Source organism: Streptomyces sp. NPDC005195 (assembly GCF_040608315.1).
GTDB classification, from domain to species: domain Bacteria; phylum Actinomycetota; class Actinomycetes; order Streptomycetales; family Streptomycetaceae; genus Streptomyces; species Streptomyces kaempferi.
Window position 1 is genome coordinate 391,093 of the sequence record NZ_JBEXHZ010000002.1, and the last position, 22,677, is coordinate 413,769.

At 68.6% G+C, this 22,677-nt stretch carries 30 protein-coding genes and 3 tRNA genes; 13 read left to right on the forward strand and 20 right to left on the reverse strand.

The window, feature by feature from the left end; genetic code table 11:
• Nucleotides 1-195: 195 nt before the first annotated feature.
• Both ABZV34_RS04300 and ABZV34_RS04305 read right to left on the reverse strand, forming a co-directional pair.
• Nucleotides 196-1,488 (reverse strand): hypothetical protein, encoded by a 1,293-nt coding sequence (locus ABZV34_RS04300; RefSeq protein WP_356271202.1) that lies wholly within the window; start codon nt 1,486-1,488, stop codon nt 196-198.
• 338 nt (nt 1,489-1,826) lie between these two features.
• Nucleotides 1,827-2,606 (reverse strand): DUF4097 family beta strand repeat-containing protein, encoded by a 780-nt coding sequence (locus tag ABZV34_RS04305; RefSeq protein WP_356271203.1) that lies wholly within the window; start codon nt 2,604-2,606, stop codon nt 1,827-1,829.
• 213 nt (nt 2,607-2,819) lie between these two features.
• Here ABZV34_RS04305 and ABZV34_RS04310 point away from each other — a divergent pair.
• Nucleotides 2,820-2,894: transfer RNA gene (locus ABZV34_RS04310), tRNA-Val, on the forward strand.
• Between the two features lie 92 nt (nt 2,895-2,986).
• Here the strand turns inward: ABZV34_RS04310 and ABZV34_RS04315 are convergent.
• From ABZV34_RS04315 to ABZV34_RS04370, 12 genes are all read right to left on the reverse strand, one after another.
• Complete coding sequence (locus ABZV34_RS04315; protein ID WP_356271204.1) at nt 2,987-4,120, reverse strand: tyrosine-type recombinase/integrase; 1,134 nt, start codon at nt 4,118-4,120, stop codon at nt 2,987-2,989.
• Nucleotides 4,120-4,332: a helix-turn-helix domain-containing protein gene (locus ABZV34_RS04320; RefSeq protein WP_356271205.1), complete on the reverse strand. Its 213-nt coding sequence runs from the start codon at nt 4,330-4,332 to the stop codon at nt 4,120-4,122. The genes ABZV34_RS04315 and ABZV34_RS04320 overlap by 1 nt, the downstream gene beginning before the upstream one ends.
• Nucleotides 4,329-5,708, reverse strand: coding sequence for a replication initiator protein RepSA (repSA, locus tag ABZV34_RS04325; RefSeq protein WP_356271206.1), 1,380 nt, complete (start codon nt 5,706-5,708; stop codon nt 4,329-4,331). The genes ABZV34_RS04320 and repSA overlap by 4 nt, the downstream gene beginning before the upstream one ends.
• Nucleotides 5,701-5,886, reverse strand: a complete 186-nt coding sequence (locus ABZV34_RS04330) for a hypothetical protein (protein WP_356271207.1) — start codon at nt 5,884-5,886, stop codon at nt 5,701-5,703. Before ABZV34_RS04330 ends, repSA begins: the two co-directional genes overlap by 8 nt.
• A gap of 88 nt (nt 5,887-5,974) precedes the next feature.
• Nucleotides 5,975-6,307, reverse strand: a complete 333-nt coding sequence (locus ABZV34_RS04335; RefSeq protein WP_356271208.1) for a SpdD-like protein — start codon at nt 6,305-6,307, stop codon at nt 5,975-5,977.
• A 23-nt stretch (nt 6,308-6,330) separates the two neighbouring features.
• On the reverse strand, nt 6,331-6,486 hold the full coding sequence (locus tag ABZV34_RS04340; protein WP_153290809.1) for a hypothetical protein: 156 nt from the start codon (nt 6,484-6,486) through the stop codon (nt 6,331-6,333).
• An 11-nt stretch (nt 6,487-6,497) separates the two neighbouring features.
• A complete protein-coding gene (locus ABZV34_RS04345) occupies nt 6,498-6,689 on the reverse strand; it encodes a mobile element transfer protein (protein WP_356271209.1) in 192 nt (63 codons plus the stop codon).
• A gap of 1 nt (nt 6,690) precedes the next feature.
• Nucleotides 6,691-6,885, reverse strand: coding sequence for a hypothetical protein (locus tag ABZV34_RS04350; protein ID WP_356271210.1), 195 nt, complete (start codon nt 6,883-6,885; stop codon nt 6,691-6,693).
• A gap of 22 nt (nt 6,886-6,907) precedes the next feature.
• The gene (locus ABZV34_RS04355) at nt 6,908-7,582 is read right to left on the reverse strand and encodes a DUF2637 domain-containing protein (protein ID WP_356271248.1); all 675 of its coding nucleotides are present in this window, start codon (nt 7,580-7,582) and stop codon (nt 6,908-6,910) included.
• Nucleotides 7,582-7,785 carry a hypothetical protein gene (locus tag ABZV34_RS04360; RefSeq protein ID WP_168528173.1) on the reverse strand — a complete coding sequence of 68 codons (204 nt, stop codon included), beginning with the start codon at nt 7,783-7,785 and terminating at the stop codon, nt 7,582-7,584. The genes ABZV34_RS04355 and ABZV34_RS04360 overlap by 1 nt, the downstream gene beginning before the upstream one ends.
• 83 nt (nt 7,786-7,868) lie before the next feature.
• Nucleotides 7,869-9,224 (reverse strand): FtsK/SpoIIIE domain-containing protein, encoded by a 1,356-nt coding sequence (locus tag ABZV34_RS04365; protein WP_356271211.1) that lies wholly within the window; start codon nt 9,222-9,224, stop codon nt 7,869-7,871.
• A 2-nt stretch (nt 9,225-9,226) separates the two neighbouring features.
• The gene (locus tag ABZV34_RS04370; RefSeq protein ID WP_168528171.1) at nt 9,227-9,580 is read right to left on the reverse strand and encodes a hypothetical protein; all 354 of its coding nucleotides are present in this window, start codon (nt 9,578-9,580) and stop codon (nt 9,227-9,229) included.
• Nucleotides 9,581-9,735: 155 nt separating this feature from the next.
• Between ABZV34_RS04370 and ABZV34_RS04375 the strand changes: the two genes are divergently transcribed.
• Genes ABZV34_RS04375 through ABZV34_RS04385 form a run of 3 tightly spaced genes read left to right on the forward strand, consistent with a single transcriptional unit; the run spans nt 9,736 to nt 11,213 of the window.
• Complete coding sequence (locus ABZV34_RS04375) at nt 9,736-10,467, forward strand: XRE family transcriptional regulator (protein WP_356271212.1); 732 nt, start codon at nt 9,736-9,738, stop codon at nt 10,465-10,467.
• Between the two features lie 34 nt (nt 10,468-10,501).
• The gene (locus tag ABZV34_RS04380; protein ID WP_356271213.1) at nt 10,502-10,972 is read left to right on the forward strand and encodes an NUDIX domain-containing protein; all 471 of its coding nucleotides are present in this window, start codon (nt 10,502-10,504) and stop codon (nt 10,970-10,972) included.
• A gap of 31 nt (nt 10,973-11,003) precedes the next feature.
• Nucleotides 11,004-11,213 (forward strand): e9imm peptide, encoded by a 210-nt coding sequence (locus tag ABZV34_RS04385; RefSeq protein WP_356271214.1) that lies wholly within the window; start codon nt 11,004-11,006, stop codon nt 11,211-11,213.
• Here the strand turns inward: ABZV34_RS04385 and ABZV34_RS04390 are convergent.
• Nucleotides 11,192-11,770, reverse strand: coding sequence for an HD domain-containing protein (locus ABZV34_RS04390; protein ID WP_356271215.1), 579 nt, complete (start codon nt 11,768-11,770; stop codon nt 11,192-11,194). The genes ABZV34_RS04385 and ABZV34_RS04390 overlap by 22 nt on opposite strands.
• Nucleotides 11,771-12,297: 527 nt before the next feature.
• On the opposite strand from ABZV34_RS04390, the gene ABZV34_RS04395 reads away from it, so the two are divergent.
• From ABZV34_RS04395 to ABZV34_RS04405, 3 genes are all read left to right on the forward strand, one after another.
• Nucleotides 12,298-12,792, forward strand: coding sequence for a hypothetical protein (locus ABZV34_RS04395; protein ID WP_356271216.1), 495 nt, complete (start codon nt 12,298-12,300; stop codon nt 12,790-12,792).
• A gap of 138 nt (nt 12,793-12,930) precedes the next feature.
• The gene (locus ABZV34_RS04400) at nt 12,931-13,806 is read left to right on the forward strand and encodes an IS5 family transposase (RefSeq protein ID WP_356271217.1); all 876 of its coding nucleotides are present in this window, start codon (nt 12,931-12,933) and stop codon (nt 13,804-13,806) included.
• Nucleotides 13,807-13,845: 39 nt separating this feature from the next.
• Nucleotides 13,846-14,283, forward strand: a complete 438-nt coding sequence (locus ABZV34_RS04405) for an ankyrin repeat domain-containing protein (RefSeq protein ID WP_356271218.1) — start codon at nt 13,846-13,848, stop codon at nt 14,281-14,283.
• Nucleotides 14,284-14,319: 36 nt separating this feature from the next.
• Here the strand turns inward: ABZV34_RS04405 and ABZV34_RS04410 are convergent, their stop codons facing one another.
• Nucleotides 14,320-14,865 (reverse strand): hypothetical protein, encoded by a 546-nt coding sequence (locus ABZV34_RS04410; RefSeq protein ID WP_356271219.1) that lies wholly within the window; start codon nt 14,863-14,865, stop codon nt 14,320-14,322.
• A 484-nt stretch (nt 14,866-15,349) separates the two neighbouring features.
• A tRNA-OTHER gene (locus ABZV34_RS04415) sits at nt 15,350-15,432 on the reverse strand.
• A gap of 182 nt (nt 15,433-15,614) precedes the next feature.
• Here ABZV34_RS04415 and ABZV34_RS04420 point away from each other — a divergent pair.
• The gene (locus ABZV34_RS04420) at nt 15,615-15,839 is read left to right on the forward strand and encodes a hypothetical protein (protein WP_356271220.1); all 225 of its coding nucleotides are present in this window, start codon (nt 15,615-15,617) and stop codon (nt 15,837-15,839) included.
• A 10-nt stretch (nt 15,840-15,849) separates the two neighbouring features.
• Nucleotides 15,850-16,083, forward strand: coding sequence for a hypothetical protein (locus tag ABZV34_RS04425; protein WP_356271221.1), 234 nt, complete (start codon nt 15,850-15,852; stop codon nt 16,081-16,083).
• Nucleotides 16,084-16,339: 256 nt separating this feature from the next.
• Here ABZV34_RS04425 and ABZV34_RS04430 read toward each other — a convergent pair whose 3' ends face one another.
• On the reverse strand, nt 16,340-16,825 hold the full coding sequence (locus ABZV34_RS04430) for a DUF5959 family protein (protein WP_356271222.1): 486 nt from the start codon (nt 16,823-16,825) through the stop codon (nt 16,340-16,342).
• A gap of 130 nt (nt 16,826-16,955) precedes the next feature.
• Here ABZV34_RS04430 and ABZV34_RS04435 point away from each other — a divergent pair.
• The 3 genes from ABZV34_RS04435 to ABZV34_RS04445 all read left to right on the forward strand — a co-directional run bounded on the left by ABZV34_RS04435 (nt 16,956) and on the right by ABZV34_RS04445 (nt 20,050).
• Nucleotides 16,956-17,030 (forward strand) — tRNA-Trp (locus tag ABZV34_RS04435).
• 450 nt (nt 17,031-17,480) lie between these two features.
• Entirely contained in the window at nt 17,481-18,245 is a 765-nt protein-coding gene (locus ABZV34_RS04440) for a hypothetical protein (RefSeq protein ID WP_356271223.1), read from the forward strand.
• 443 nt (nt 18,246-18,688) lie between these two features.
• Nucleotides 18,689-20,050, forward strand: a complete 1,362-nt coding sequence (locus tag ABZV34_RS04445; protein ID WP_356271224.1) for a hypothetical protein — start codon at nt 18,689-18,691, stop codon at nt 20,048-20,050.
• A 284-nt stretch (nt 20,051-20,334) separates the two neighbouring features.
• Here the strand turns inward: ABZV34_RS04445 and ABZV34_RS04450 are convergent, their stop codons facing one another.
• Nucleotides 20,335-20,580 (reverse strand): hypothetical protein, encoded by a 246-nt coding sequence (locus ABZV34_RS04450; protein WP_356271225.1) that lies wholly within the window; start codon nt 20,578-20,580, stop codon nt 20,335-20,337.
• Nucleotides 20,581-20,705: 125 nt separating this feature from the next.
• Nucleotides 20,706-21,368: an SUMF1/EgtB/PvdO family nonheme iron enzyme gene (locus ABZV34_RS04455; RefSeq protein ID WP_356271226.1), complete on the reverse strand. Its 663-nt coding sequence runs from the start codon at nt 21,366-21,368 to the stop codon at nt 20,706-20,708.
• A gap of 124 nt (nt 21,369-21,492) precedes the next feature.
• Between ABZV34_RS04455 and ABZV34_RS04460 the strand changes: the two genes are divergently transcribed.
• Nucleotides 21,493-22,266: a hypothetical protein gene (locus ABZV34_RS04460; protein ID WP_356271227.1), complete on the forward strand. Its 774-nt coding sequence runs from the start codon at nt 21,493-21,495 to the stop codon at nt 22,264-22,266.
• Nucleotides 22,267-22,677 lie beyond the last annotated feature (411 nt).

A 22,677-nucleotide genomic window follows, 5' to 3' on the forward strand; every position in this document is an offset into this window, starting at 1 on the left:
TACCCACCAGCATCCGCCCGCGGGGCCGCGCCCGCCACCACAGGACCGCCCGCGACGGACGGAGGGACCGGCCGGGAGAGGCAGGGGCGCAGGCGGGGTGGAGGTGGAGGCAGAGACAGAAGGGGAGGGTGGAGGCGGAGGTGGAAGGGGAGGCGGAGGCGGAGACCGACACAGGGGGCGGACGGTCCGGAGCGGTCAGGCCCCGGCTCCCCGCTCCCCGCGGATCTGGGAGACGACCCGCGCCGTCGCCCCCCGTACCGCCTCCGTCTCGGTCAGGAAGTGCCAGAAGTCGGGATGGCGTCCCTCCAGCGAGGAGACGGCGTGGTCCAGGCGGGCCACGGCGTCGTCGAGGGGACGGGCGTGTCGCGGGTCCGGCGTGTTGCGGCCCGCCATGGCCAGCCGCTGGGCGTCGCGCAGGGCGAACCGGGTGCGGTCGATCTCCTGCTGCGGGTCCTTGGCGACGGCGTTCAGCCGCCGCAGCCGGTCGCCGGCCGCCGACACGGCCTCGTCGGTGCTGTTGAGCAGTGCCCGCACGGTGGACAGCAGCGAGGTCGCGTCCGGCCAGCGCTGGGCGTCCCGCGCGGCCTGCGCCTCCTTCAGCTTCAGCTCGGCCTGCCGTACGTTCTCCGCGGCATGGTCCGGTACGTGCTGCAGGTCCTGCCAGCACGCGGCCGTGAACCGGCGCCGCAGCTCGCTCAGTACCGGCTCCACCTGCCCGGCACGGGTGGTCAGCGCCTGGGCGCGGGTGCGCAGCGACACCAGCCGGTGATCGATCTCGGCGGCCCGCTCCGGCAGCCGCTCGGCCTCCGCGCGCACCGCCCCGGCCTCCCGGGAGACCCGCTCGGCCCGTTCCAGCGTCTCGGGCACGCCGTGCCGGCCGGCTCCCTGGTTGAGCTTGGTCAGCTCCGGCCCGAGGGCGGCCAGGCGGGCGGCGAGATCGTCGGCCGTGAGCCCGGAGCCACGTACGCCGTCGAGCGCGTTCGAGGCGGCGAGCAGCGCCTGGCGGGCCCGCTCGACGGCCGGCGCGAGGCGGGCCAGCTGGGTCTCGGCCTTGCCGAGCAGCGGACCGAGCCCCTGCGCGTACCGGTCCAGCTCGCCCTTCACCCGGTTCAGCTCGTCCTTGGCGGCGGTCAGCTCGGTACGGGCGTGCGCGGCGACCGAGGCCTCCAGCTCGTCCCGGTCGAGGTCGTGGGCGTCGACGGCCTCGATGTACTTCCCGCTCGCCTCGTCGATGCGCCGCCCCAGCGCCTCGAAGTCGGAGACGGCGCGGCGGGCGGCGGGGGAGTCGTCGACAGCGGTGATCGTCTCGATCGAGATCCGCAGATCCCGCTGGGCGGTGTCCAGTTCGTAGAAGGCGGCCGCGGCGGCGTCCTTCGCGGCCTGCGCCTCGGCCCGCTGGCTCTCGGAACGCCCGCCGAACCACCGACGGGTGCCGCCGCCGGCGAAAGCCGCGGGCAGGACGAGCGCGGCGAGCAGGGGCAGGGCCATGAGGGCCAGCGCGTCACCGTACCCACGGGGGTGACGGGCGCGACGGGCGCGACGCGGGCGTACCGAGGGCGCGCCCGACGACGACGGTGTGTGCGGCTCTGAAGATGTCGTCGCCGTCACATCCCTCTCCCGTGCTGTCAGCCACCCTGTTCCGGTGTCATTCTCCCACCGGTAGAGGACGAACACACGGGCCGAAAGGTTCGCAAGTTCGAACCGGGAGTTCGCATCGCGAGTTCCCGTCGCGAGTTCGATCAGTACGAGGTTGAACCGTCGGCGCACACCGTCGGCTCGCACCGTCAGTGCACCCCGTCGGCTCGCACGGTCGGCTCGATCGCGAACTACTGCGCGGTCCGCGTCCGCACGGTGATGCTCCCGTCGCCGGTGTGGGCGGAGACCCGGTGTGAACTGGCCGGGTCCCGGGGCACGGACACCCGCACCGAGCCGTCGCCGCTCCCGGTGGTCACCCGGTAGGCGTCGTGGGGCAGCTCGATGGTGACGGAACCGTCGCCGCTGCGGGACTCCACCAGGTCGGGTACGACGCCGAGTCCGAGCCGTACGGAGCCGTCCTCGGTACGGGCGCGCACCCGGCGCGAGTCCACGTCGAGCGCGCTGATCGAGCCGTCGCCGCTGCGCAGGTCCAGCGGGCCGGAGGAGTCCGTCACCCGGACGCTGCCGTCCGACGTGCGGATGTTCAGCGCCGCCGCGAAGCCGCTCGCCCGCACGCTGCCGTCGCCGTCGACGACGTTGACGGCGACGCCGGACGGCACCACGATCCGGTGCTTGGCGCTGCAGTCCGCGATCATGCCCGAGCACTTCATCCGCAGGGTGAGCCGGTCGTCCTTCATCGCCCAGGTCACCCGGGGGTCGCCGCCGACGACGACGTGCCCCTGGAACCACCGGGTGACCTCGACCGTGTCCGTACGCGCGGAGCCGGCGACCACGAGTTCGAGCGCGGAGTCGTCCGAGTCCACGGTGAGCGTGCGCCCGTGCAGGGCGAAGGACCGGTGCTCCGGATGCCGGTCGTCCCCGGCGCCGGCACCGCATGCCGCGAGCGTCGCGACGAGAGCCACGACGGCGCCGGTCGCGGCCACCGTCCGAGTGCGCGCTGTATGTGCCATGAAGAACCATCCCCCTGAGAAAGAACGCGAGTGCGCCGGGCCCCTCGGGCACGTTCCTCCGACGCACTTCGACCGTACGGATCCGGGCCCCGACGGGGGATCCGGGCGGCAGGCGGATCGGGGGTGGGGTTAACCCCCGCCCACCGGCCATTCCCGACCGGATACGGGTTTGCGGGGCATGCCCCCGGGCAATGTAGGCTGTCGACTCGTCCTGGGCGCGTAGCTCAGTGGTAGAGCGCCGCCCTTACAAGGCGGATGTCGGCGGTTCGAAACCGTCCGCGCCCACCAGTCTCAGGACACGAACAAGGCCCAGGTCAGCCGGTGTGAATCCGGATGCCTGGGCCTCTGTCGTCGCGGACCGTTCGGGGCCGCCGTGCCACTCACGTGCCAGATGGGCCGCGGGGAGGCCGCTTCACCTTCCTGATCTGACCGTCCACGTAGTCGGCGATCTCGTGATCGCGCCCGTTGACGAGGTGCTGATAGACTAGCGCGGCCCGCACCGACGAGTGCCCCATCCGCTGCATCAACTCACGGGTGGTGGCGCCGCCGGTCGCGGCGAGGGTGTTCCCGGTGTGCCGGAGATCGTGGAAGTGGACGTCACCGAGCCCGGTCGCGGTGAGCGCGCGGAGCCAGATCCGCCGGAAGTTGTTCCGCCGGAGGACACCACTGCGGGCCCCGACGAAGACGAGCCCGGTCCGGCCGGCCTCCGCGTGCTCGGCCAGGTGGTGCGCCAGCTCGGGCACGAGCGAGGCCGGGAACGCCACGGTGCGGACGCCCGCCGCGCTTTTGGGGGCCTTGACCGTGAGCCCATCCGTCCGGGTCTCGGAGTACGAGCGGCGGACGGAGACGGTACGGGCCTCCAGGTCGATGTCCCGGCGCTGGAGCGCTGCCAGCTCACCGAAGCGGAGCGCGGCGAACGCGGCCAGGAGCACCAGGGCGCGGCAGTGCGGCGGGACGGCGTCGGCGAGCCGGTACACCTCAGACACCGAGAGGAACGGCCGCTCGGTGTGGGTGACCGTCCCGGCGCCCTTGACCCGGCAAGGGTTGCGCTCGATCAGCCCGTCGTCCACGGCCGTGTTCAAGATGGCCCGGAGGACCTGGTACGCCTTGGAGACGGTGGCCGGACCGACGCCCGCGTCGAGGAGGTCGGTACGCCAACGTCGTACCTGCGGCGTGGTGATCTCCCGCAGGGGGACCGTGCGGAACGTCGGCAAGATGTGCCGGGCGAGCACGCCGGCGTTGCGCTCTCGTGTGGTGGCCGCGTAGTCACGATCCTTGAACCACGACTGCGTGAAGTCACCGAACGCGATCTTGACGTCAGGGTTTGTCCAATCGCCGTCGAGAATCTTGGCCTCTTGCTTGACGAGCCAGCGATCCGCGTCGGTCTGCGTCGCGAAGGTCGTGTCAGCCGTACGCATGAGGCCGTCCGGGCCCCGGTAGCGGGCCTGGAAGCGACCAGAGGGCAGCTTGCGCACGGACCCGAAGCGGCGACGGCGCCCCTTGGAGTTCGCCATCAGGCCACCGCCTTCAGACGCGCGGCACGGACCGTGATCGGCTGCACGGTGTGCTCCGTGATGTAGGCGTCCACGGCACTCTCCGGAATGCGGACGTGACGGCCGACCTTCACGAACGTGATGCGCCGCTCGGCAATCAGCCGGCGAGGGAAGCGCGCCGAGGTGCCGAGCACTTCGGCCACCTGGTCGACGCTGAGGTAGCGGTCGTTCATGCGGCGGCTCCTTCCAGGGCGAGCTGGTCGCGTAGGGCTTCGCGTGCGGTTTCGCGGTTGTGCTGGAGGTCGCGGGCGATGGTGGCGGCGAGAGCGGATTCGCCGGGGGTGTGGCCGTGGCCGGCGTACTGCCAGTCGGCGAGGACGAGGACGGTGTCCGGCTCGCGGTCCTCGAGGCCGAGGGCTTCGCGTTCCTGCGCTGCGCGGAAGTCGGCGCGGGCCTGGCGGAGTTCGCCGAGGGTGGTGGAGTAGCGGCGGGACTTCGAGCTGAAGTGGCCGCGGAAGCCGAGCATGTGAGCCCACGCCCAGAGCCGCCGTTCCGGGTAGAGCGGATCGAGGTGCTTGCACGCCTCGATGAGGCGGCGGGTGTGGTCGGGGACCTGGTGGCGGTCGAGTTCGGAGATTTCGCCGATGCGGCGGTCGAGGGTGCCGGTGTTCTCGGCGGCTTTGGTGGCGTACTTCGCGACGTAGGAGGCGACTGCCTGCTCGGTGATGTCGGAGCCGTCCCCGAACGCCTTCACGGGGCGCACGTCGAGCTGCGTTCCCCACCGGAAGGTGCGCGCCGGCTGAGTGTCGGCGGCCGGGGCGGAGACCGAGGTGTAGGAGTGCGCCGCGGCGGCGTGGATCGCGTCGGTGAGAAGTCCGACGTTCGCCCAGGACGGTGGCGGGGTGTCCGGGCCGTCGGGTCCGTCGAGGCGGATCACGGCGTGGAAGTGCAGGGCGCCGCGCTTTTGGAACTCGGCGGCCTTGCCGTAGGAGAGCCGGGCCGACTCCTTCAGTTCCCGCTGTGTGAGGCCGGCGCGGACGGCGATCTCGCGGCGAAGCCGGTTGGTGAAGCGCTGCCAGAGGTCGCCCGCGTGGTTGTTGAACAGGACGGCGCCCGCGTAGTCGTACGTCTCCGGATCGAGGGCCGTGCCGAGCGTGGGATCGGTGGCGGGGTGGTGGATGCCGCAGCGGCAGGTCCCGCGGTCGGGGCGGTTGTGGACGGGGCCGAAGGACGGGGCGGTGAGGGTGGCGAAGACGCGGGGGTGGTCGCGGACGGTGGAGGGGATGTCCCGGCGGTCGTCTCCGGCCAGGCCCGCGCGGATGAGGTGGTAGGTGTCGCCCGCGTAGGTGAAGGCGCAAGAGGGGCAGCGGGAGGCGCGCCGGTTGCCGCACGCGAGGCGCAGCCGTCCGCCCGGCTCATTCTCGGTCGAGTAGTGGTGCAGGGTCTCGCCGCTGGTCTTGTCCTTGCCGAGGGTCCAGCCGGTGAGGTGGATGGGGTCGGCGCAGCCGCCGGTGCGGCGGACCTGTTCGTGCCAGCGGTCGAAGTCATCGGCCGAGGCCACCCTCAGCAGGTCGCCGAGGGTGGTCGGGTCGAGGAGCGCGTCAGACACGAGCGCCCTCCCGGACGGGCGAGCGGCGAGCGATCCCGGTGCCGTGGCAGGCGGAGCAGTGTGCGGTGATGGTCCGCAGGTGTCCGTTCCGATTGCGGCCGCCGAGGGTGATGGCGGCGGAGGCGAAGCCGTCGCAGTTCGGGCAGATCCGGGACGGCGGGCGGGTGCGGTGCGTCATGCTGGGGGTTCCTTCCGGTTGTGAGATCGGGATGGGGCACGGCTCCCGGGCGGGCGAGACTTGGCGGTTGAGTCCGCCCGGGGGCCGGTCAGCGCCGCTTGGCGTCCGCGTTGATGAGCGAGCGGATGACCAGGGCGCAGATGGCGACGGATGCGCCGGTGATGGCGACCGCGAGGAGCATCGAGACCAGGACGGCGCCGACAACCAGGACCACGGCGGTCCCGCTGCCGACGAGAGCGACGACAGCGCCGGGAGTGAGCTGCACGGCCGGCCGCGCCGGGACCGGAGCCGCAGAGACAACCGGAGCGGGTGCGAAGTACTGCGGACTCTGCTGGACGACGGCGGTCGGCTCGACCAGCCGGGCGGGCGGAACCACGAGACCGGTGGGCTGGGGCATGGCCGGGACCTTGGGGCGGAGCATGGTGGGGTCTCCTGTCGTGGTGGTTACTTGACGGCGGTGTCGATGGCGGGGGCGAGAAGGCTGTCGGCGAGGAGGTAGCCGCCGAGGAGGAGGACGGCGACGAGCCACCAGGGCGGGCGGATGAGCTTGACGCCGAGCCAGCCGACGACGATCAGGGCGAACCAGAGCGGGACCTGCACGGGATGTCTCCTCAGCGGGCGGTGCAGCGGTGGGTGCGGGCGGCGAGCTGGGCGGCGGTCTGGCTGGAGTAGTCGGCGGACCAGCCGCAGCGGTCGTTGGTGCACACGGCGGCGTGTTTGGTGGTGCCGTGGCGGTCGCGGTGGGTGCCGATCTGCACGGGGCCGATCCGCATCACGGAGTGGAAGTGGTCGCGGGCAGGCATGTCAGTTGCTCTCTTTTCGGGTGGTCACCGGGGCGGGGAAACTGGCGCGGATTCCGGCGGCGGTGGCCGGGTCGGTGGTGCGCTGTGCGGCTTCCTCGGCCAGCAGGTGGGCGAGGTAGGGACGCCCGGCGGCGTTCATCTCCCGCGCACCGTCGAGGTAGTCGGCGCTCGTCAGGTCGGACGGGTCGTTCGTCATCAGGGGGTTCCTCTGTTTCTGGTCAGGTGAGCTGGGTGGCGATGGCGTCGGCGAGCTGGGGCGGGACGCCGAGGCGGGCGCGCAGGGTGTCGGTGTCGATGGGCGAACCGGTGCGGGCGTGGTGGTCGGCGGCGAGCTTTCGGGCGTGGTCGACCAGCGCGGCCGGGACCGCCGGCAGCGGTGAGGCCGGACCGGCGGGGAGCAGTGCCGGGGTGTCCTCGGCCGTGGGGAGCGGCGCGGGTTCGGGCTGCGGTTCGGGGACGGGTTCCGGCTCGACTGCCGCCGCGGGGACCGGGGCATCGGGGGCCGGCCGGACCGGCTCCGGTTCCTCCGAGGCGTGCGAGTGGGCGAGGAGGGTGCCGCCGAGGAAGGCGAGGGCGGGCCATCCGGCGATGCCGAAGCGCAGCCAGGCCGGCGGGTGGGCGAGGTCGAGGAACCCGGCGGTGGCCACGTTCGCACCGAGTGACGCGACCAGGGCGATGAGGAACCAGCACCAGGCCAGCCGGGACGGACCATCCGAGCGGAGCCGTCGCCAGGCAGCGACGAGGAGCAGGTCCACGGAGATGGGGTAGGCCCATCCCTTCCAGCCGGTCTGTCCGGCGGCGTCGGCGAGTTCGTGGAGGTGGGCGAAGGAGAGAGCTCCGGCGATGACGGCCTGGACGAGGACGGCGTCCACGCGGAACGCGGGGCGGGCCATCATGAACCGCCGGGGTATTCGGGGCCGTCGGTGGGGTCGTAGCCGGGCGGGAACATGCCCGGCGGGGGCTCGGGCAGCGATGCAGCCAAGGACGGGCCGATGGTGTCGATGAACAGGTCGTCGGCGCCGGGCGTGTCCGCGTAGAGGGCCAGGGCGCCGAGCATCAGCACGGTGCGGTGGAAGTCCTCGATGTGCTCACACATGGGAGTCGATCTCCCTTCTCTTGAGGCATGGAGGGGTAGGGACCTGGCGCGAAGCGGTCGCGCCGTCCAGGAGCGGGGAGGGGTCAGACGGTCGCGGGAGCGGCCTTGGCGAGCGGCTCTGAGGCCGGGGCCGGGGTGCCGACGACGGGCCGGAACGGCGCCAGGGCGGGCAGGTCGGGGGTGCGGCCGGCGTGCCTGTTGCAGATGTTCACGGCCTGGCGCAGCGTGGTGTGCGGGGCGCGGATACGGGCCCAGCCGCCGGAGGAGTCGCCGGTCACGGCGATGCCGGGAGTGTCCGTGGGGATCTGGATGGCGGCGAGGACGGCGTCCGGGGCGATGTCGCCGAAGGCCATGTTGGCGGAGGATTCGTCGTTGACGCGGTGGGCGGTGCGGCCGGTGAGCTGGGCGCGGAGCATGGTGATGCCCTTGCCGAGTTCGGAGCCGAAGCGCTGCCCGCAGATCTCCAGATAGATCCCGGCGGCCCGGCCGAGCTGGGCGAGGCGGACCAGGGCAGTGATGATGCGGTCCCGGCGCTTCTCCTCGTCCTTGGAGGCGAAGAGGGCGAGTTCGGCGACCTCGTCCACCAGGACCACGATCGGCGTCGGGCGCAGGCGGTCGGGCAGGTCCCAGATGTCGGCGGCGATCTCCGCATCCGGCACGTTCACGGTGATCCGCTGCTCGGCCCGGATCACCTGGTAGACGTCCGCCATGTGGGAGACGAGGGCTTCGAGGAGGTCGAGGGCGGTGTCGGGGTTGTCGGCGAGCGCGGAGAACCGGCGGGCCAGCGGGAAGAGTTCGACGCCCTGCTTGCAGTCGATGCCGACGAGTGCGACGTCCATCGGGGCGAGGCCGGCGACCAGGTTGCGCTGGTAGACGGACTTCCCCGACTCCGTGGCACCGAGCGTGAGCCCGTGCGGGACGGCCCGGTAGTCGCGGTAGTGGACCGCACCGTCCTCGCGCAGGGCGACCGGGACCCGCATCGGAGCCGGATCGGTCTTGGCAGGCATCTGGACCCGCTTGAGCACGTCGTAGCCGGTCATCCGCACCTGGACCACACCGGAGCGCAGTTCACGGGAGGTGACGCCGTACATCGCGAAGGAGTGGCGCAGCCGGTCGCAGGAGGCGGAGACGTCGAAGGCGTCCTGCCCGGGACGGAGCTTGAGGCGCAGCACCAGGCCGGTCCGGGTGGGCCGGAGGCGCAGGATGCGCGGGGCGCGGGATTCGGGGACGGGCCGGTTGGCGAGACGGGCCATGGCCAGGCGCCAGCGCGACGGCGGAACCGTGAGCCCGCACGCGTCCATCACGGACGTGTACTGGAACAAGACCCGCACTGCGGCGAAGGTGGCTCCGAAGGCCAGCCAGTACCAGGCGGGGCGCCGCCACCGCAGGATCACTGCGGCAGCGACGACCAGGACCAGGGCGACCGTTAACGCGGTCATGATCAGGCTGCCTTCGACGTCGAGCCGGCGGCGGCGAGCGAAGTGACGGCGACCGCGCGGAACGCGATCCCGTGGCGCTTCTGGCCGTTGAACTCGTTCTCCCACGCCGAGGCGACCAGGCCCGTCAGCGCGACCGGGGTACCCATGGCCAGATCCTCGGAGACGCCCGGCGCCGGAACGGTGAGCTTGAGGATCTCCACCTCATCCGGCGTGGAGAACATGACCTCCACCGTCATCAGCGTGACGCCGTCCTTGTCGAGGGCGATCTCACCGGTTCGGCGGTCCTTGACCTTCGGCTGCGGGGCCTTGGCGACCATCACGGTCGCATTCGTGGTGTCGACGGGAATCTGACGCATTGTCTGAACTCCTGCATCTGTGCGCTGTTGACCGGCAACCGCCGGTGAGATCAGGAGACCGCGAGAGGCCATGGACGTATCACGGTCCGCATGGACGTTTGGGGACGTCTGAGGTACCGTCAAAACGTCCCTACGTCCTACGGGGAGGACACCTCATGGCGAACGAGCGTCTGCGCGCGGCCATTTCGGCGAAGGGCGAGACCATCCAGTCCACTGCCGATCACGTCGGAGTGGACCCGAAGAGCGTCGAGCGTTGGATCACCACGAACCGCACGCCGCACCGGGGCCACCGATGGAAGGCCGCAACCTTCCTGGGCGTCGATGAGGTCTATCTCTGGCCGACAGTCGAGAAGCAGGCCGAGACCGCGAGCACGTCCGAGCTGGTCACGTACTACCCGCACCGCGGCGCCGTTCCGACTTCCCTTTGGTCGTCCCTGATCGACGGGGCGACGGATCAGGTCGAGATCCTCGTCTACGCCGGGCTTTTCCTCTTCGACAGTCACCCCGACCTACCCGACCAGCTTGCCGAGAAGGCAACGGCCGGCACGCAGGTCCGCGTCCTCCTGGGCGACCCGGAGTCGCAGATGATCCGCCAGCGAGGCGAAGAGGAAGGCATCGGCGACGATCTGGCCGCCCGCGCTCGGATAACTCGCCGCTATCTCGAACCGGCAGCCAAGACGCCCGGTGTGGAGATCAGGCTTCACGACACGATCCTGTACAACTCGATCTACCGCTTCGATGATGACGTGTTGGTGAACCCCCACGTTCTCGGAGCTCCCGCAGGACAGAACCCGATCCTGCACTTCCGCTACATCCCCGGTGCCCGTACTTTCCGGCACTACATGCGGAGCTTCGACTACGCGTGGGAGCGGGGACGGCCCTCCTAACCCGGACGACGCTCAGTCGTGCGACGCTGGAGCCATGGCCCGCGTCGACTACATCAACGATCCCAACGCTCCCAAGGCGAACAGCATCGTCCCCTCGGTCACCGCCGTTGCGTGCAACGCGGCGGGCGAAGTGCTGCTCATCCACAAGACCGACAATGACCTGTGGGCGCTGCCAGGCGGCGGCGTCGACGTTGGTGAAGCGGTCGCGGACGCGGCGGTGCGTGAGACGAAGGAAGAGACCGGCTTCGACGTCGAGGTGACCGGCCTGGTCGGCCTCTACACGAACCCCGGCCACGTCATGGCCTACGACGACGGCGAGGTCCGCCAACAGTTCTCGATCTGTTTCACCGCCCGGATCACCGGTGGTGAACTCCGGACCAGCAGCGAGAGCAAGGAGGTGGCGTTCGTGGACCCTGGCAAGCTCGACGAGCTGAACATCCACCCGTCCATGCGGATGCGGATCGATCATGGCCTGGGGAACCGGCCCGCCCCGTACATCGGGTAGGGGCCGGCGCACAGTGGCAACGCCCCGCAGCATGGACCGCGAGGAAGCCGTCCGTCTTGTTCGACGACTTGTGACCGACGACTTCGCCAGCGAGGACGAGGCAGCCGACGCCCTCGTCAGGCTGGAACGCGGACTCGTCTGTCCGCATGTCAGTGACTACGTCTTCTGGGATGCCGACCCGGAGCTCACCGCTGAGGAGATCGTCGATCGGGCTCTGTCCTACGAGCCGTTCGCGCTCTGAGCCGTAGTCCGTCCCAGCCGTTCCCTGGTCCGCTCGATGGCCGCCGCGAGGTAGGTCCGTGCGTTGGTGATCGCGGTGTGCACTTCGCTGCCGACGTCGTAGCGGACAAGGATCTCTTCGATACGGCGGTCGAAGTCGAAGGACTGGCCGGCGGGACCGGTCGTCATGTCCGCGTAGATCAAGGCATCGAGGATCGGCGCGTCCTCACGCTCGTAGACAGCCAGTTCAGCCGAGAGGCCACGTTGCTCGGCCTCGTACACGGCGCCGGAGTGATGAGCAACGAGCCGTACGAGCCGATCAGGAGCGCCGAGACGCATGAGGTGCCGCGCACCGTCGATCGGGTGGAAGCCGGTGTCACGAAGCTCCGGGGCGTAGCCGAGATCGTGGAGCCATGCCGCGGCCACCAGGAGATCCCGCTCTTCCTCTGGGACAGCCGCGGAGACCTCACGGGCACGAGCTGCTACGGCCTGAGTGTGCAGCCAACGGTTCCCGAGCGGAGGCAACAGAGACTCGGCCAGCTCGGCCGCTCCTTGAGGCGTGTCCAATGCAGAGGGCATGAATCGCACCGTAGCGGAGATCGCTACTCAGCCGACAGTCCGAGTCCGGAACCCCAGGAGCAGCAGCGCGGTAAGACTTTCCCTACTTCATCAAGCCCCGGCTGCGCTCCGCTCCGCCGGGCGCGCTCCCGGCTCCGCTGCGGGCGACGCTCCTGCCTTCGGCCCGCTCCGCCCGCGCTGCGCCGACGCGCGCCCACGTGTGGATAGGGCCGGTGGCATGAGTCGAGCACTCGCCATTCGCGGCCCATGGTCACAGACGATGCCTCCGGCGGGGGATCGGCCGGCACCGGGGTGGAGGGGGCGCCGTTCCCGGCCGCGGGCACATCGTGGCGTGCGTTGGGGGCTTCCATCCCGTCCACCGTCGACCCAGGCAGAGCCGAGCAGACGCGGCCCATGGCGTCCAGGTCGTTCGTCCAGTTGGGCGCTCCACCTGGACGCCATGAACCACGCCCGCTCCACGGTGTGTGGGTCGACGGCGGACGGGATGGAAGCTGGGGAGGGTGGTGGAAAGGGTGCCAGGGGCAGGCTTGTCAGCGATCATTCATCCCGAGCCGTTCCGGGCCGAGCAGCGACTGGTCATGGCCATGGGATTGAATACCGTTCCGAACTGCCGTCACGCCGGGGAGAACATGACCTTCGCCAAGCTTCTGAGACCCGCCCTCACAGCCACGCTTCTGGCCTTGGTCACCGCCTGTGGAGCGTCAACTGCGCCGGACGTCTCGGCGAGCCCCACGTCCAGCTCGGGGGCTGCCGAGAGGCATCGTTCGGCAAACCCCCAACCGGTCAGCGCCTCGATGCCCGATGTCCTCGGTGGCAACGCCGGTCGCGCGCACGAGCAGATGAGCTCCGAGATGGACATGACCTTCAAGGACGCGAGCGGACAGGACCGGCCGGTGGACGACCCGGCTGACTGGAAGATTTGCAACTCCCACCCGGGCCCGTACCAACAGATCACCGATTACCCGGTGGTCTTCGACGTGTTGAAAGTGTCGGAGAACTGCGAGGACACGACCTCAAAGTGATGTGTTCTAGACTCCGACATCTCCGCGGCAAGGCCTGAAGACCTCAGCGACCGCCCCGCCGATAGTTCGCATCAAGGGGGCCGCTAGCCCTAGGCCGTGTATCGAAAGTGGATCTTGGGTTGTGAATGATCACGGTTCATGGGTCGGGGAGATTTAACGGATGAGCAGTGGGCGGTGCTGGAGCCGCTGTTGCCGAAGGGTGCCAGGGCGGGGCGACCGCCCGTCTGGCCTCGGCGGCAGCTGATCAACGGCATACGGTTCCGGGTCCGGACCGGAGTTCCGTGGCGGGACATCCCCGTCGAGTACGGGCCGTGGAACCGGGTCTACGATCTGTTCCGCCGGTGGCAGCGGAACGGCACCTGGCAGCGGATCCTCACCCGGCTACAGTCCCTGGCCGATGCGAAGGGCGCGATCGTCTGGGACCTGAGCGTCGACTCCACGGTCTGTCGCGCCCACCAGCATGCGGCCGGGGCCCGCAAGCAGGGTGACCTGCAGAAGGAACCACCGGGCGGCATCTTCACCGAGCCCCATGATCACGGGCTGGGACGGTCACGCGGCGGATTCACCACCAAGCTGCACCTGGCCGTCGAACAAGGTCAGAAGCCCATGTCGATCGTGGTGACGGCAGGACAGCGCGGGGACTCGCCGCAGTTCGAACCCGTGCTGGAAAAGATCCGCGTGCCCCGTATCGGTCCGGGCCGGCCACGCATCCGCCCCGACCGCGTGCGGGCCGATAAGGCGTACGCCTCCCGCAGAAACCGCGCCTATCTGCGCCGCCGCGGGATCCGCTGCACCATTCCCGACAAGGCCGACCAGGCGCGCAACCGCCAGAAGCTCGGTTCCCGCGGCGGCCGTCCGCCGCATTTCGACCCGGTCGACTACCGCGAGCGCCATGCGGTCGAGTGCGGCATCAACCGCCTCAAGAGACATCGCGCTGTCGCCACGCGGTACGACAAGCTCGCAGTTCGCTATGAGGCCATTGTGCTGGTCGCGGCGATCAACGAGTGGATATGAGTAGCACCGGCGCACCCATGATCGATAGCTTCACCGGCTATGAAGCAGCGCAAGCAGAAGAAGCTTTCCCACCACCTCTTCGAAGCAGTGCTGGCAGGCGATGCCATACGTACGAAGGCTCTGCTGCGCGGTGGAGCAAGTCCGGAGAGACGGAACAGTGATGGCACTACTCCGCTGTACCTGGCTTCCGTGCAGGGCGAGGCCGAGATTGCTCGTTTGCTCATGGAAGCCGGAGCTTCTCCCAACACCGAAAGCAGCGGCCTCGGCTCGGATGGCACACCGTTGTGCGCAGCTGCCTGCTGGGGGCACATCGAAACGATCCGACAGTTGTTGGCGCATGGTGCCGATCCCAACCTTCGCGAAGACCTCGGCACAGGCAGATCCCCGCTGGACTGGGCGAACAACGGACCTCACCCCGATACCGCCGAGATCCTCCGGGCAGCAGGGGCGCAACCAACAGCGCACCCAGCTTCGTAGCCAGCGCTGCCTCGGCGCTCGCTTTCGTAACAGGCCCTAGTAGTAGGAGGCCACCACGTCGCGGTCCACCGTGACGGTGTCGCGATCCAACGAGGGCAATCCCAAGTGGTCACAGATCAGATGGGTGAGTTGCTCCTCGTAGGTCGCGCTCTGATGGTCCAGTCCGGCCGCCGTGATCATGGGGGCCATCTTGTTAGGCCAGTATTCTCCGACCTGGCCGGGATCCTCGTAGTCGATGCAGGACGATGCCCGCCCGTCCTGGTAGTGGTACGCCTTGGGCCCATGGGCCTTGGCAACGCACGGGTTGGGAACGAATACCACCAGCTCGGCGCCCTGGGGGCACAACTCGCGGTAGTCGATCTCGTCATAGTCGTCGCGGTTGAACATGTGGTGCACGATCACGCCCCAGTCGCCGGCTGCCGTAGCGTTGCCGTGGGCGAACGGCGGCCGGTTCCGCGAGGACAGACCTTCAGCCATGGACGCCAGACTGACCCCCTTGAAGTAGACCAAGACGGTTTCGTCTTCCCTGTACCGCTTCTCGTCTATCCACGCTGTGACGCCGCAGCCGATCCAAGTTGTCATGTTCAGCAACCTAACTGGTAGCACTGACAGACCCATGCCCAACCGCCTCACCTGCACCGCTGGGACGGAAGGCATCAGTCCCCGACTCGCGTACCACTCCCTGAAACCCTGGGTCACGCCTAACCGCCGTGCCCCGCATCCTTAAAGATCTCTAGGCGTGCCACTTCCGTGCCAGAACGAACGGGGACTCACGGGACTCGGCGACAACAACGGTGCGCGAGCGTGCACTTACCTCATGCACGTCTCCGCAGCTCACCCCAGCAACCACCCAACCTCGCTCCTAAAGCGGGGCTCTGGCGCCGAGGGCCGTGATCCGGCACTATCTCGGGCCGTCTGTGGGCCATCCAAGGGCGGCCGACGGCGACGGATGACGACAGTCGACGACAGCCCTTCCCCTGCTCAGCGATGGTGGTCTCGGTACCGGAGCAGACGCCCATAGGCGAAGCGCAGTTGAGGTGGAGTCGCGCCCTGGAAGGCAGAGGGTGGCCACGGCCCGGATTTGAACCGGAGCCTCCGCGTCGGGGCGAACCCGAGCGCGACGTCCTAGGCCGCTAGACGACTCATGGCTAGGTGGACCATACCGACTCAGAGACTGGCGAGCCCAGTTCTTTTCGAGGGGTGACATCTCAGGGCGCCGGCTCAGGTCGAGCCCGTCCCCGCGCCCGGATGGCCGCCTGCGTCCCTGATCGTCGAATGAGGCCAAATCGCGACCTACTGGGATCTGGTCAGATTCGCTCACACTCAAGCATATGGGGGCGATTCGAGATCGTGACCAGTTGGCATGCCATCGCTGCGGGGAGACCAGCCACACCGTGCGGGAGCGCGGACGGTTCGGCTTCATGGCGAGCTACTGCGAGAGGTGCTGGAACACCTTCGCCAACGAGATGGCCGAAGCCGATGGAGCCACCGCCGCACCCAGACCGGATCCCGACCCCGACGACGTGACGTGGATCGAGCCGCCCTTTTTGCCCTGAATGCGGCTCATTGGTACGCATCTATCCCACGAACTACGACCGGTGGGTCAGTCTCGCCATCGTGGAGTTGCCCGCCAAAGACGTCCCAGAGGCCTTCAGGTGGCGTTTGGCGAGGCTTCCGGGCCGATCCCTCATCCCCACAGATATCGTGGCTGTACGGGTCCGTGGAATCGATCCGCTACCGAGTGAACCCGTCGTGCCGGCTCACCGCATGATGTGCACCCCCGAGTGGGGTGAGCCGTAGATCACACGGCAGGGAGCAGGAAGCCTGGCCCCGTGCCCTCCGCGTGCCCGATCGAGCAGCGGCCAGCGGGGAGTGGCGGGGAACACCGGAGAGCGACCCGAGAACCCGCACGTCAGGGACTTCCCAGCTCAGCCCCGATCCGCATACGCGATCTTCCAAACTGGTGCCGGGACACTCGACGTGAAGCCGAAAGCGCCCGATCGCGCTGCGGCAATCGCTCAATATGCGGGGCTGGAGATGAGGCTAGGCCACCCGGTTACGGATGTCGCTTTCGGTTCGGACTCCACTCGTAGACACCGAAGGAGGGTTCCATCACCTCGCGGGGCCAGCGCCGACGAACCTCGCCCAAGCGGCGACGCTGATCATCTATCCAGCCCTCTTCGAGGGCCACGGGGACTGTCACTGTCGCCATGGAACCCGGTACGTCGTCAACGATGACGTCGGGACAGCCGCGCTCTCCTTCGAGTCGGATTCTGATCTCGGGTGCGCGATCTCCCATCCAACTGACGTCCCGCCCCGCCGCCAACGAGTCGAGAGCTGTTTCCCAATCGACCAGGTCGCTAGGCAAGAGCCAAACTTTCAGTTGCCCACTGACGAACCCGGTCGTTACCAGGACGTTCGCAATCAGGGTGTCATGGCCTGTCAGCACCCCCGGCATATCCCGTCCGGTCACCTGTACAGCGACGCTGTTTCCCTCGTCGTCGGCGAGGCGAATCAGGTCTACGGCTCCTTGCCCGGTCATCGTCCCTCACTCTTGGCGCCCGTCCATCTCCGCGGCTTCCAAGCGGCCCAACGCACGACAGGCTAGCTCCGGCCACGGACACTGGCAGAGCACACCCCCAGTGGTGCCACCAGTAGGATCTCAGCCAGGCGAAGTCGTAGCGCAGAGGTAGTCGCGCGCGGTCTCCAAAATCGCGAGGACGCCGGTTCGAATCCGGCCGGCTTCGCCCGCCCCGACTACGGCGTCCATGTGTACCAAAAGGCCCTGTCCCCGGTAGGGATCATGCGTGACGTGGGGATCGACTGAGTGTCTAACTGCGCTACAACGGCCCCGCACCAGGGCGCACAACCACGGACGCTCGCGGACGGTCCGCCCAGGTCACGAGCGGTTCGGCCGCGGGTCACAAGGTCGCGCGCATTGGTTCGGGACGAAACGGTCCTCGTGCCGCAGCCGTGCCGCTTCGTGTGGTCAACGACGGTCAATGACGGCTCGCCGCAGTCGAGATGCGCCGTTCACGTGCAAGCACCGCACCGACCCATCTGCCTCGCGGGAGGCGGGGATTGTCTGATGCCCCATTGTGATTCGCGGGTGTACAACCCCGTGCGGATGCTGACGGTCTGTAAGGCGCTGGAGGGATGAGCCTTCGGTGTGTTTCCGTGAGGAGATTGGGGATCAGGTGGGGAAGCAGGTCTGGAGAGCCGTCGCAACCGGTGGTGCGGCGGCGGTGTTCACGGCCGTGGCCGCGGTGCCGGCCGGGGCGGCTGAGGGTGGGGTCTCGTTCTCCCGTGTCCAGGTGAACGGCGGTAAGTCGATTGTGATCGGGGTGTCGAAGGAGGTCGCGGTGCCCGCCTCCTTCCGGATGGCGACCACTCACAAGTGGAAGTGGCCAGCGGTGTTCCTGTACCGCAGTGGTTCGGGTGATCGGTTGTGGCACGCCATCGAGACGAGCGACTGCATCAAGGTGAGCTCGGGCGTCTGCGACTTCAACGAGACGATGTACTTCGACCCGAGCGTGTGGGACATGCATAACAGCGAGGCCGGGGCTTGGAAGGTCGGGGCTGAGGTGTCCTTCGAGGGCGGCGGTGGTGACACCGACGACAAGGGTCTGACGGTCCTCGTCAAGCGCAACTCCTCCCTGACCGTCAATGCCTCGCCCGAACCGGTGTCTAAGGGCAAGACGATCACCGTGACCGGAAAGGTCACGCGGGCCAACTGGGAGACCAGGAAGTACGCCTCCTACGGAGGCCGCCTGGTGAGCCTGCAGTTCAAGCCTGCTGGCACCGCCTCCTACACCACGGTGAAGAAGGTGTACGCGAACGGCTCGGGTGATCTCAGGACGACCGTGAAGGCCTCCAAGACGGGTACGTGGCGCTGGGTGTACTACGGCAACACCACCACCGGGGCGTCGACGTCGTCCGGGGACAACGTCGTGGTGAAGTGATGTCCGCGGTGCCGGCGGGCTGCTGGGGGCCGAGCCGGCGAAAGTGGCTGCGTCGGTAGAGGCGTCGGGTCCGCCGCGATCGTGGCGGACCCGACGCCTTGCGCTGGTCGACCGCGAGCGGAGAGGTCGTGCCAGGTCCGTGCCAGATCGTGCGGGGAACTACGGGGAGCACCGGGGAACCAGCCAGCCTCGTCCCGGGCGCCGATACCGCTCAGCAGCAGGTCAGCATCGGAGCAAGCCCCAAATCACCTCAGCTTCCCAAGCTGAGAGTGCGAGTTCGATTCTCGTCACCCGCTCCACGCGAAACTCCCAGGTCGACGATCCGGGGGTTCTTTGTTGTCCAGACCAATGAGCGGGGCGCGCATCACATCCGCACCACTACGGCCGACACCACCAGCAAGCCGCGTCGCGGGTGTGTCGGCGGCTGAGCCTAGGGTGCCCTCGTGAATGTGGATGATCTGCAGTGGCAGTTGAGCAACCTCGGCGGTGTCCTGCCGCGGATCGTGGACGAGATCCTCGAACGCGGCGGACTGGAGGCCTTGGTGGAGGCGGCACGGGAGCGTGAGGACTGGTTCTGCGCTGTGGGTGCGGTGCGGGGGTTGTGTGCGGTGGGGGAGTTCGGACCGGCCTGGACGGTGGTGGAGCCGTTCGCGGCTACCGGTTGGCAGCCGGCGGTGCGGGCGGGCGCCGACGTCCTGTTGCGGTGGGGCCGCGTCGGCCAGGCGCTGGAGCTGGCGCACCCCCAAAGGGCGCAGGAGAACGCGGTCGACGCGTGGCGGGACTACGCCGAGGCGCTGGTCCGGGCCGGGCGGGTAGACGACGCGATCGGCGTACTCGGCCCGCACCTGCGCGGCGGGCGCCTGCTGGGGGCCCTGGTGGAGATGACCGAGGGCCAGGGATGCGACGAGCGGGTGTTGGAGCTGCTGGCTCCGATCGCCGAGGAGTTTCGGCACGACCCGAAGCAGTGCGACGACCTGTGGGGTGCCCTCCCTGCACAGGCCCGGGTCTTGGAGCGGTCTGGCCGGGCGGGCCAGGCAATCCGGCTGCTCGGCGCGGACATGGCCGCACGCCGGTACGGGCCGCAGAACAACGTCAAGTTCTATGCCGAGCTGCTGGCCCGACAGGGTCGGGTCGAGGAACTTCGCGACCTTGCCGACACCCAGAGGTACGCCGCCGTAAGCCCGTACGTGACGGCCCTGGAGAACCTGGGCCGAGCCGGGGAAGCGGAGGCGTACCTGCGCGGCCTCATCGCCGCCAAGGACCCGGGCTGGCACGAGAGCACACTGATGGAACTGCTCATCCGCCAGGGCCGGGTGGACGACGCGATCGAGGCGGTGGAGCACACGTTCGACGACCTCTACGACGGGAACCTTCTCCAGGCGACCCTGATCGTGCTCGCCGAAGTGGGCCTGCACGACAGAGCCGTTGGACTCACGGAAGGGCGCAGCCCCGAATTCCTGGCGGAGAACGATGAGTTCTGGCTCCGGTCTAACCGGTGGTGGCTGATGGGAGAGTCGGGACGCGCCAGGGAGGCAATCGCGGAGATCCAGGCGTTGCCGGCCGACAGGGTCGAGGACCGCGAGCTGACCATCGCCTGGCTGCTTGCCCAGGACGGCCGCGTCGAAAAGGCCATCGCCCTCCTTCGCTCATTGCCCGGCGAACGGGCCGCGACCGACCTGGCCGAACTGCTGATCCGGCAGGGCCGCCTCACCGAGGCCATTGCCGTCATCCCCGACGTGGCCGCCCAACGGGAGGAGAAACGACGCCACCAGTCCGGCAGACCTGAGCGACCGAGCAGCCGATAGTTCGCAGCGAGAAGGTCAGCAGCGCAGGTCCCCGTGCCACTCTCGTGCCGGAACGGGCGGGGACTCAGAGGGAATCAGGGGACGCAGGGGGACGCGCCGCCGAATCTGCCCAAAGCAGTGAACCCGCAGATCAGGCCTGTGACCACCTCACCTCGCTCCTAAAGCGGGTATCGCTGGTTCAAGGCCTGCCGAGGGCACCAGGCGAGACGGACCGGGCAGACGATGGTCCGCGCCATCTTGACGGCAGCATTTGGCTCCAACCACCTACCTGCCGACTGGCCGAGTCAGCGCGTGGGCTTCGCGACGTGCCCCAGCGCGACGATCCCGATTCCGACCACGAGTAGCGACGGCGAGCCGAGATTCCAGCTCACCAGCATGAGCAGGGCTCCCGCTCCCCACAGCCTCGGTTGCCGCACCAGCCGAGGGAGCCACTGCCCCGGCATACTGCCAAGAAGCAAGGCGTGCACTCCCAGGACTGCCCATGCGATGGCCGCCATGACCATCGCCAGCCCAGCGATCAAGAACAACATCCCCACCCCTTGGGCTATCGCCGTCTCGTCGGCAGTTTCTCAGACAGCCGGAACAGGCGGCGTCGCTGTGCTGGCGGCCCCCGAGGCGCGCATTCTCTCTACGTGGTTCGTCTGCCGACTTGCCGCTAGTGGGTTGGTACGGGTGCGACCGGGCGGACCGCAGTGAAGTCTTGGAGCTCGTAGCGGGTGGCGGAGAGCAACAGCAGCCACTCGTCGCAGCCCTGCCACGGAGAGAGGTCGCCGCTGCCTCCGCGTACCACCCGCGGTCCGTCCCCTGTGCGAGGGCGTGCGTCCGCGGGCGCGTCCGTGAAATGGGGGATCCACACGTCGGCACAGATTTCGTTCGCCGAACCCATTGCCGCCAGCCCGAAGGAGTTCTCGGCCGCGGCGGTGCGGTCCTCGTCGGCGAAGTCGTCGAGGACCTGGTCCTCGTCCGGCTTCTGGTCCCCGCGGGAGGTCAGGGTGGTCGTACCTGCCCGGGCGGCGTACTCCCACTCCGCCTCACTGGGCAGCCGGAAGGGCAAGGCCCCGAGTAGATCGTCCAGGTCGTCCTCGATCCGGGCCGTGCTCGAGTCCGATTCGGTGAAGCTGTCTTCGTACTCGGGCAGCCAGTGCCGTACTTGGGCCACAGTGAGCGGATGCCGCGCTATCAGGAACGGCTCGACCCGCACTTCCCGCACCGGCCGGGTCTGGTCAGCGCGGGTGAAAAACGCGTCGAGGTCGTCATCGGAGCCGTCGTCCCGCTCGATGGCACGAACCGCGTCCAGTTCCGCGTCGGACAGGCCCATCCGGAACGTCCCACCGGGAACAGCCCGGAAGACCACTCCGGAAGGAGTGTGCCGCCAGGACGGTCGGCCGGCCACGATCTCTTGAGCCCACATAGTGCCGGACGCTAGCAGCCAGGCATCTCGGATGAAGGAGAGGATCAGGGAGGGAGCGTGGACGACTGGCCAATTCCCGGTCGCCGCAGCGCTGCACCACTACCGCACCAGATCGATCGGGGAACAGCGGGGAACCACGGTGAAGACGGCGGAGCCCAGAAAGAGCGAAGGCCGTACGCTCGCCCAGCTCAGCGCTCGAACCGTCCATGAACGATCGCAGCTTCCCAAGCTGAGGTCACGTTTGCCGTGGCCGGAGGGGCCTGAAGACGGCAGCCAGCGGCCTGCAAAACAGACCTTCGATATCTTCGGTAGGTTGACGCTGTCCCTTGTCGAAGTCGCGGCGGGCCTCCCTCTCCCCGCCGAAGAGGCTGTACCTACGGTCCGGAAGATTTGCATGACAAACGTTGCTCCCTTGGGGATTTTCGGCAGGATCGCGAGCCAGTCCGCCTTTTCGGAGAATGCCAACGAGCTCCGACAGCGGGTGGGTGCTATTTCCAAAGGGGAACGGGGAAGGATCGTCGAGTACCTTCGCTCCGGTACCCCCATCATTGCCCTGATGGGATTCTCGGAGGACGTCTTGGGCAACAAGTTCTCCAGGCCCGGCGGCACCGCCATCATTAGCGACGGGCAATTCTTCTGGCGACTCGACGCAGCTGACTACGTGCGGCACTACGGGATCGAGTTGCCCGAAAAGTTCATCGCCCACGGCGATGCCCGGCAGTGGGCCCCTGCGGCCCTTTCCCGAGAAGAGGTGGCACAGATTGACCGCCACCTCGGCCACCTGAGGAAGACCGGGGCTCTTTGAGTCCTTTCCAGCGCCTGTCTCGGAGACATCCCGGCCGGGCTGAAGAGAGCCCCTCTCCACGATGGCAGTCTGTGTGACACCAGGCGCCTCGCCGAGGTCGATAGAGCGTGCACGCCGACAAAGTGCGCGGAGGTACTACGTAACTGCGTGACAACGCCAGCGAACAACGGCGGACGAGCGCGTACGGCTGCAACCCATCAGCGCAGGTGAAAAGCTCAACGGTCCAAGGTCAGACGCTCACTCGAGTTGCTTCGGGACGGAACGGTCCCCGTGCCACAGCCGTGCCACATCGTGCGGTCAACCCCGGTCAACAACGGCTAGTGCCGCGTCAGGTAATGTTTGCCCTGTTGTGATGTGACGCGCCGTCTGGGTCCTGGGCTGAGCGGCGTGTTTCGGTCACCCTGTCTGGGT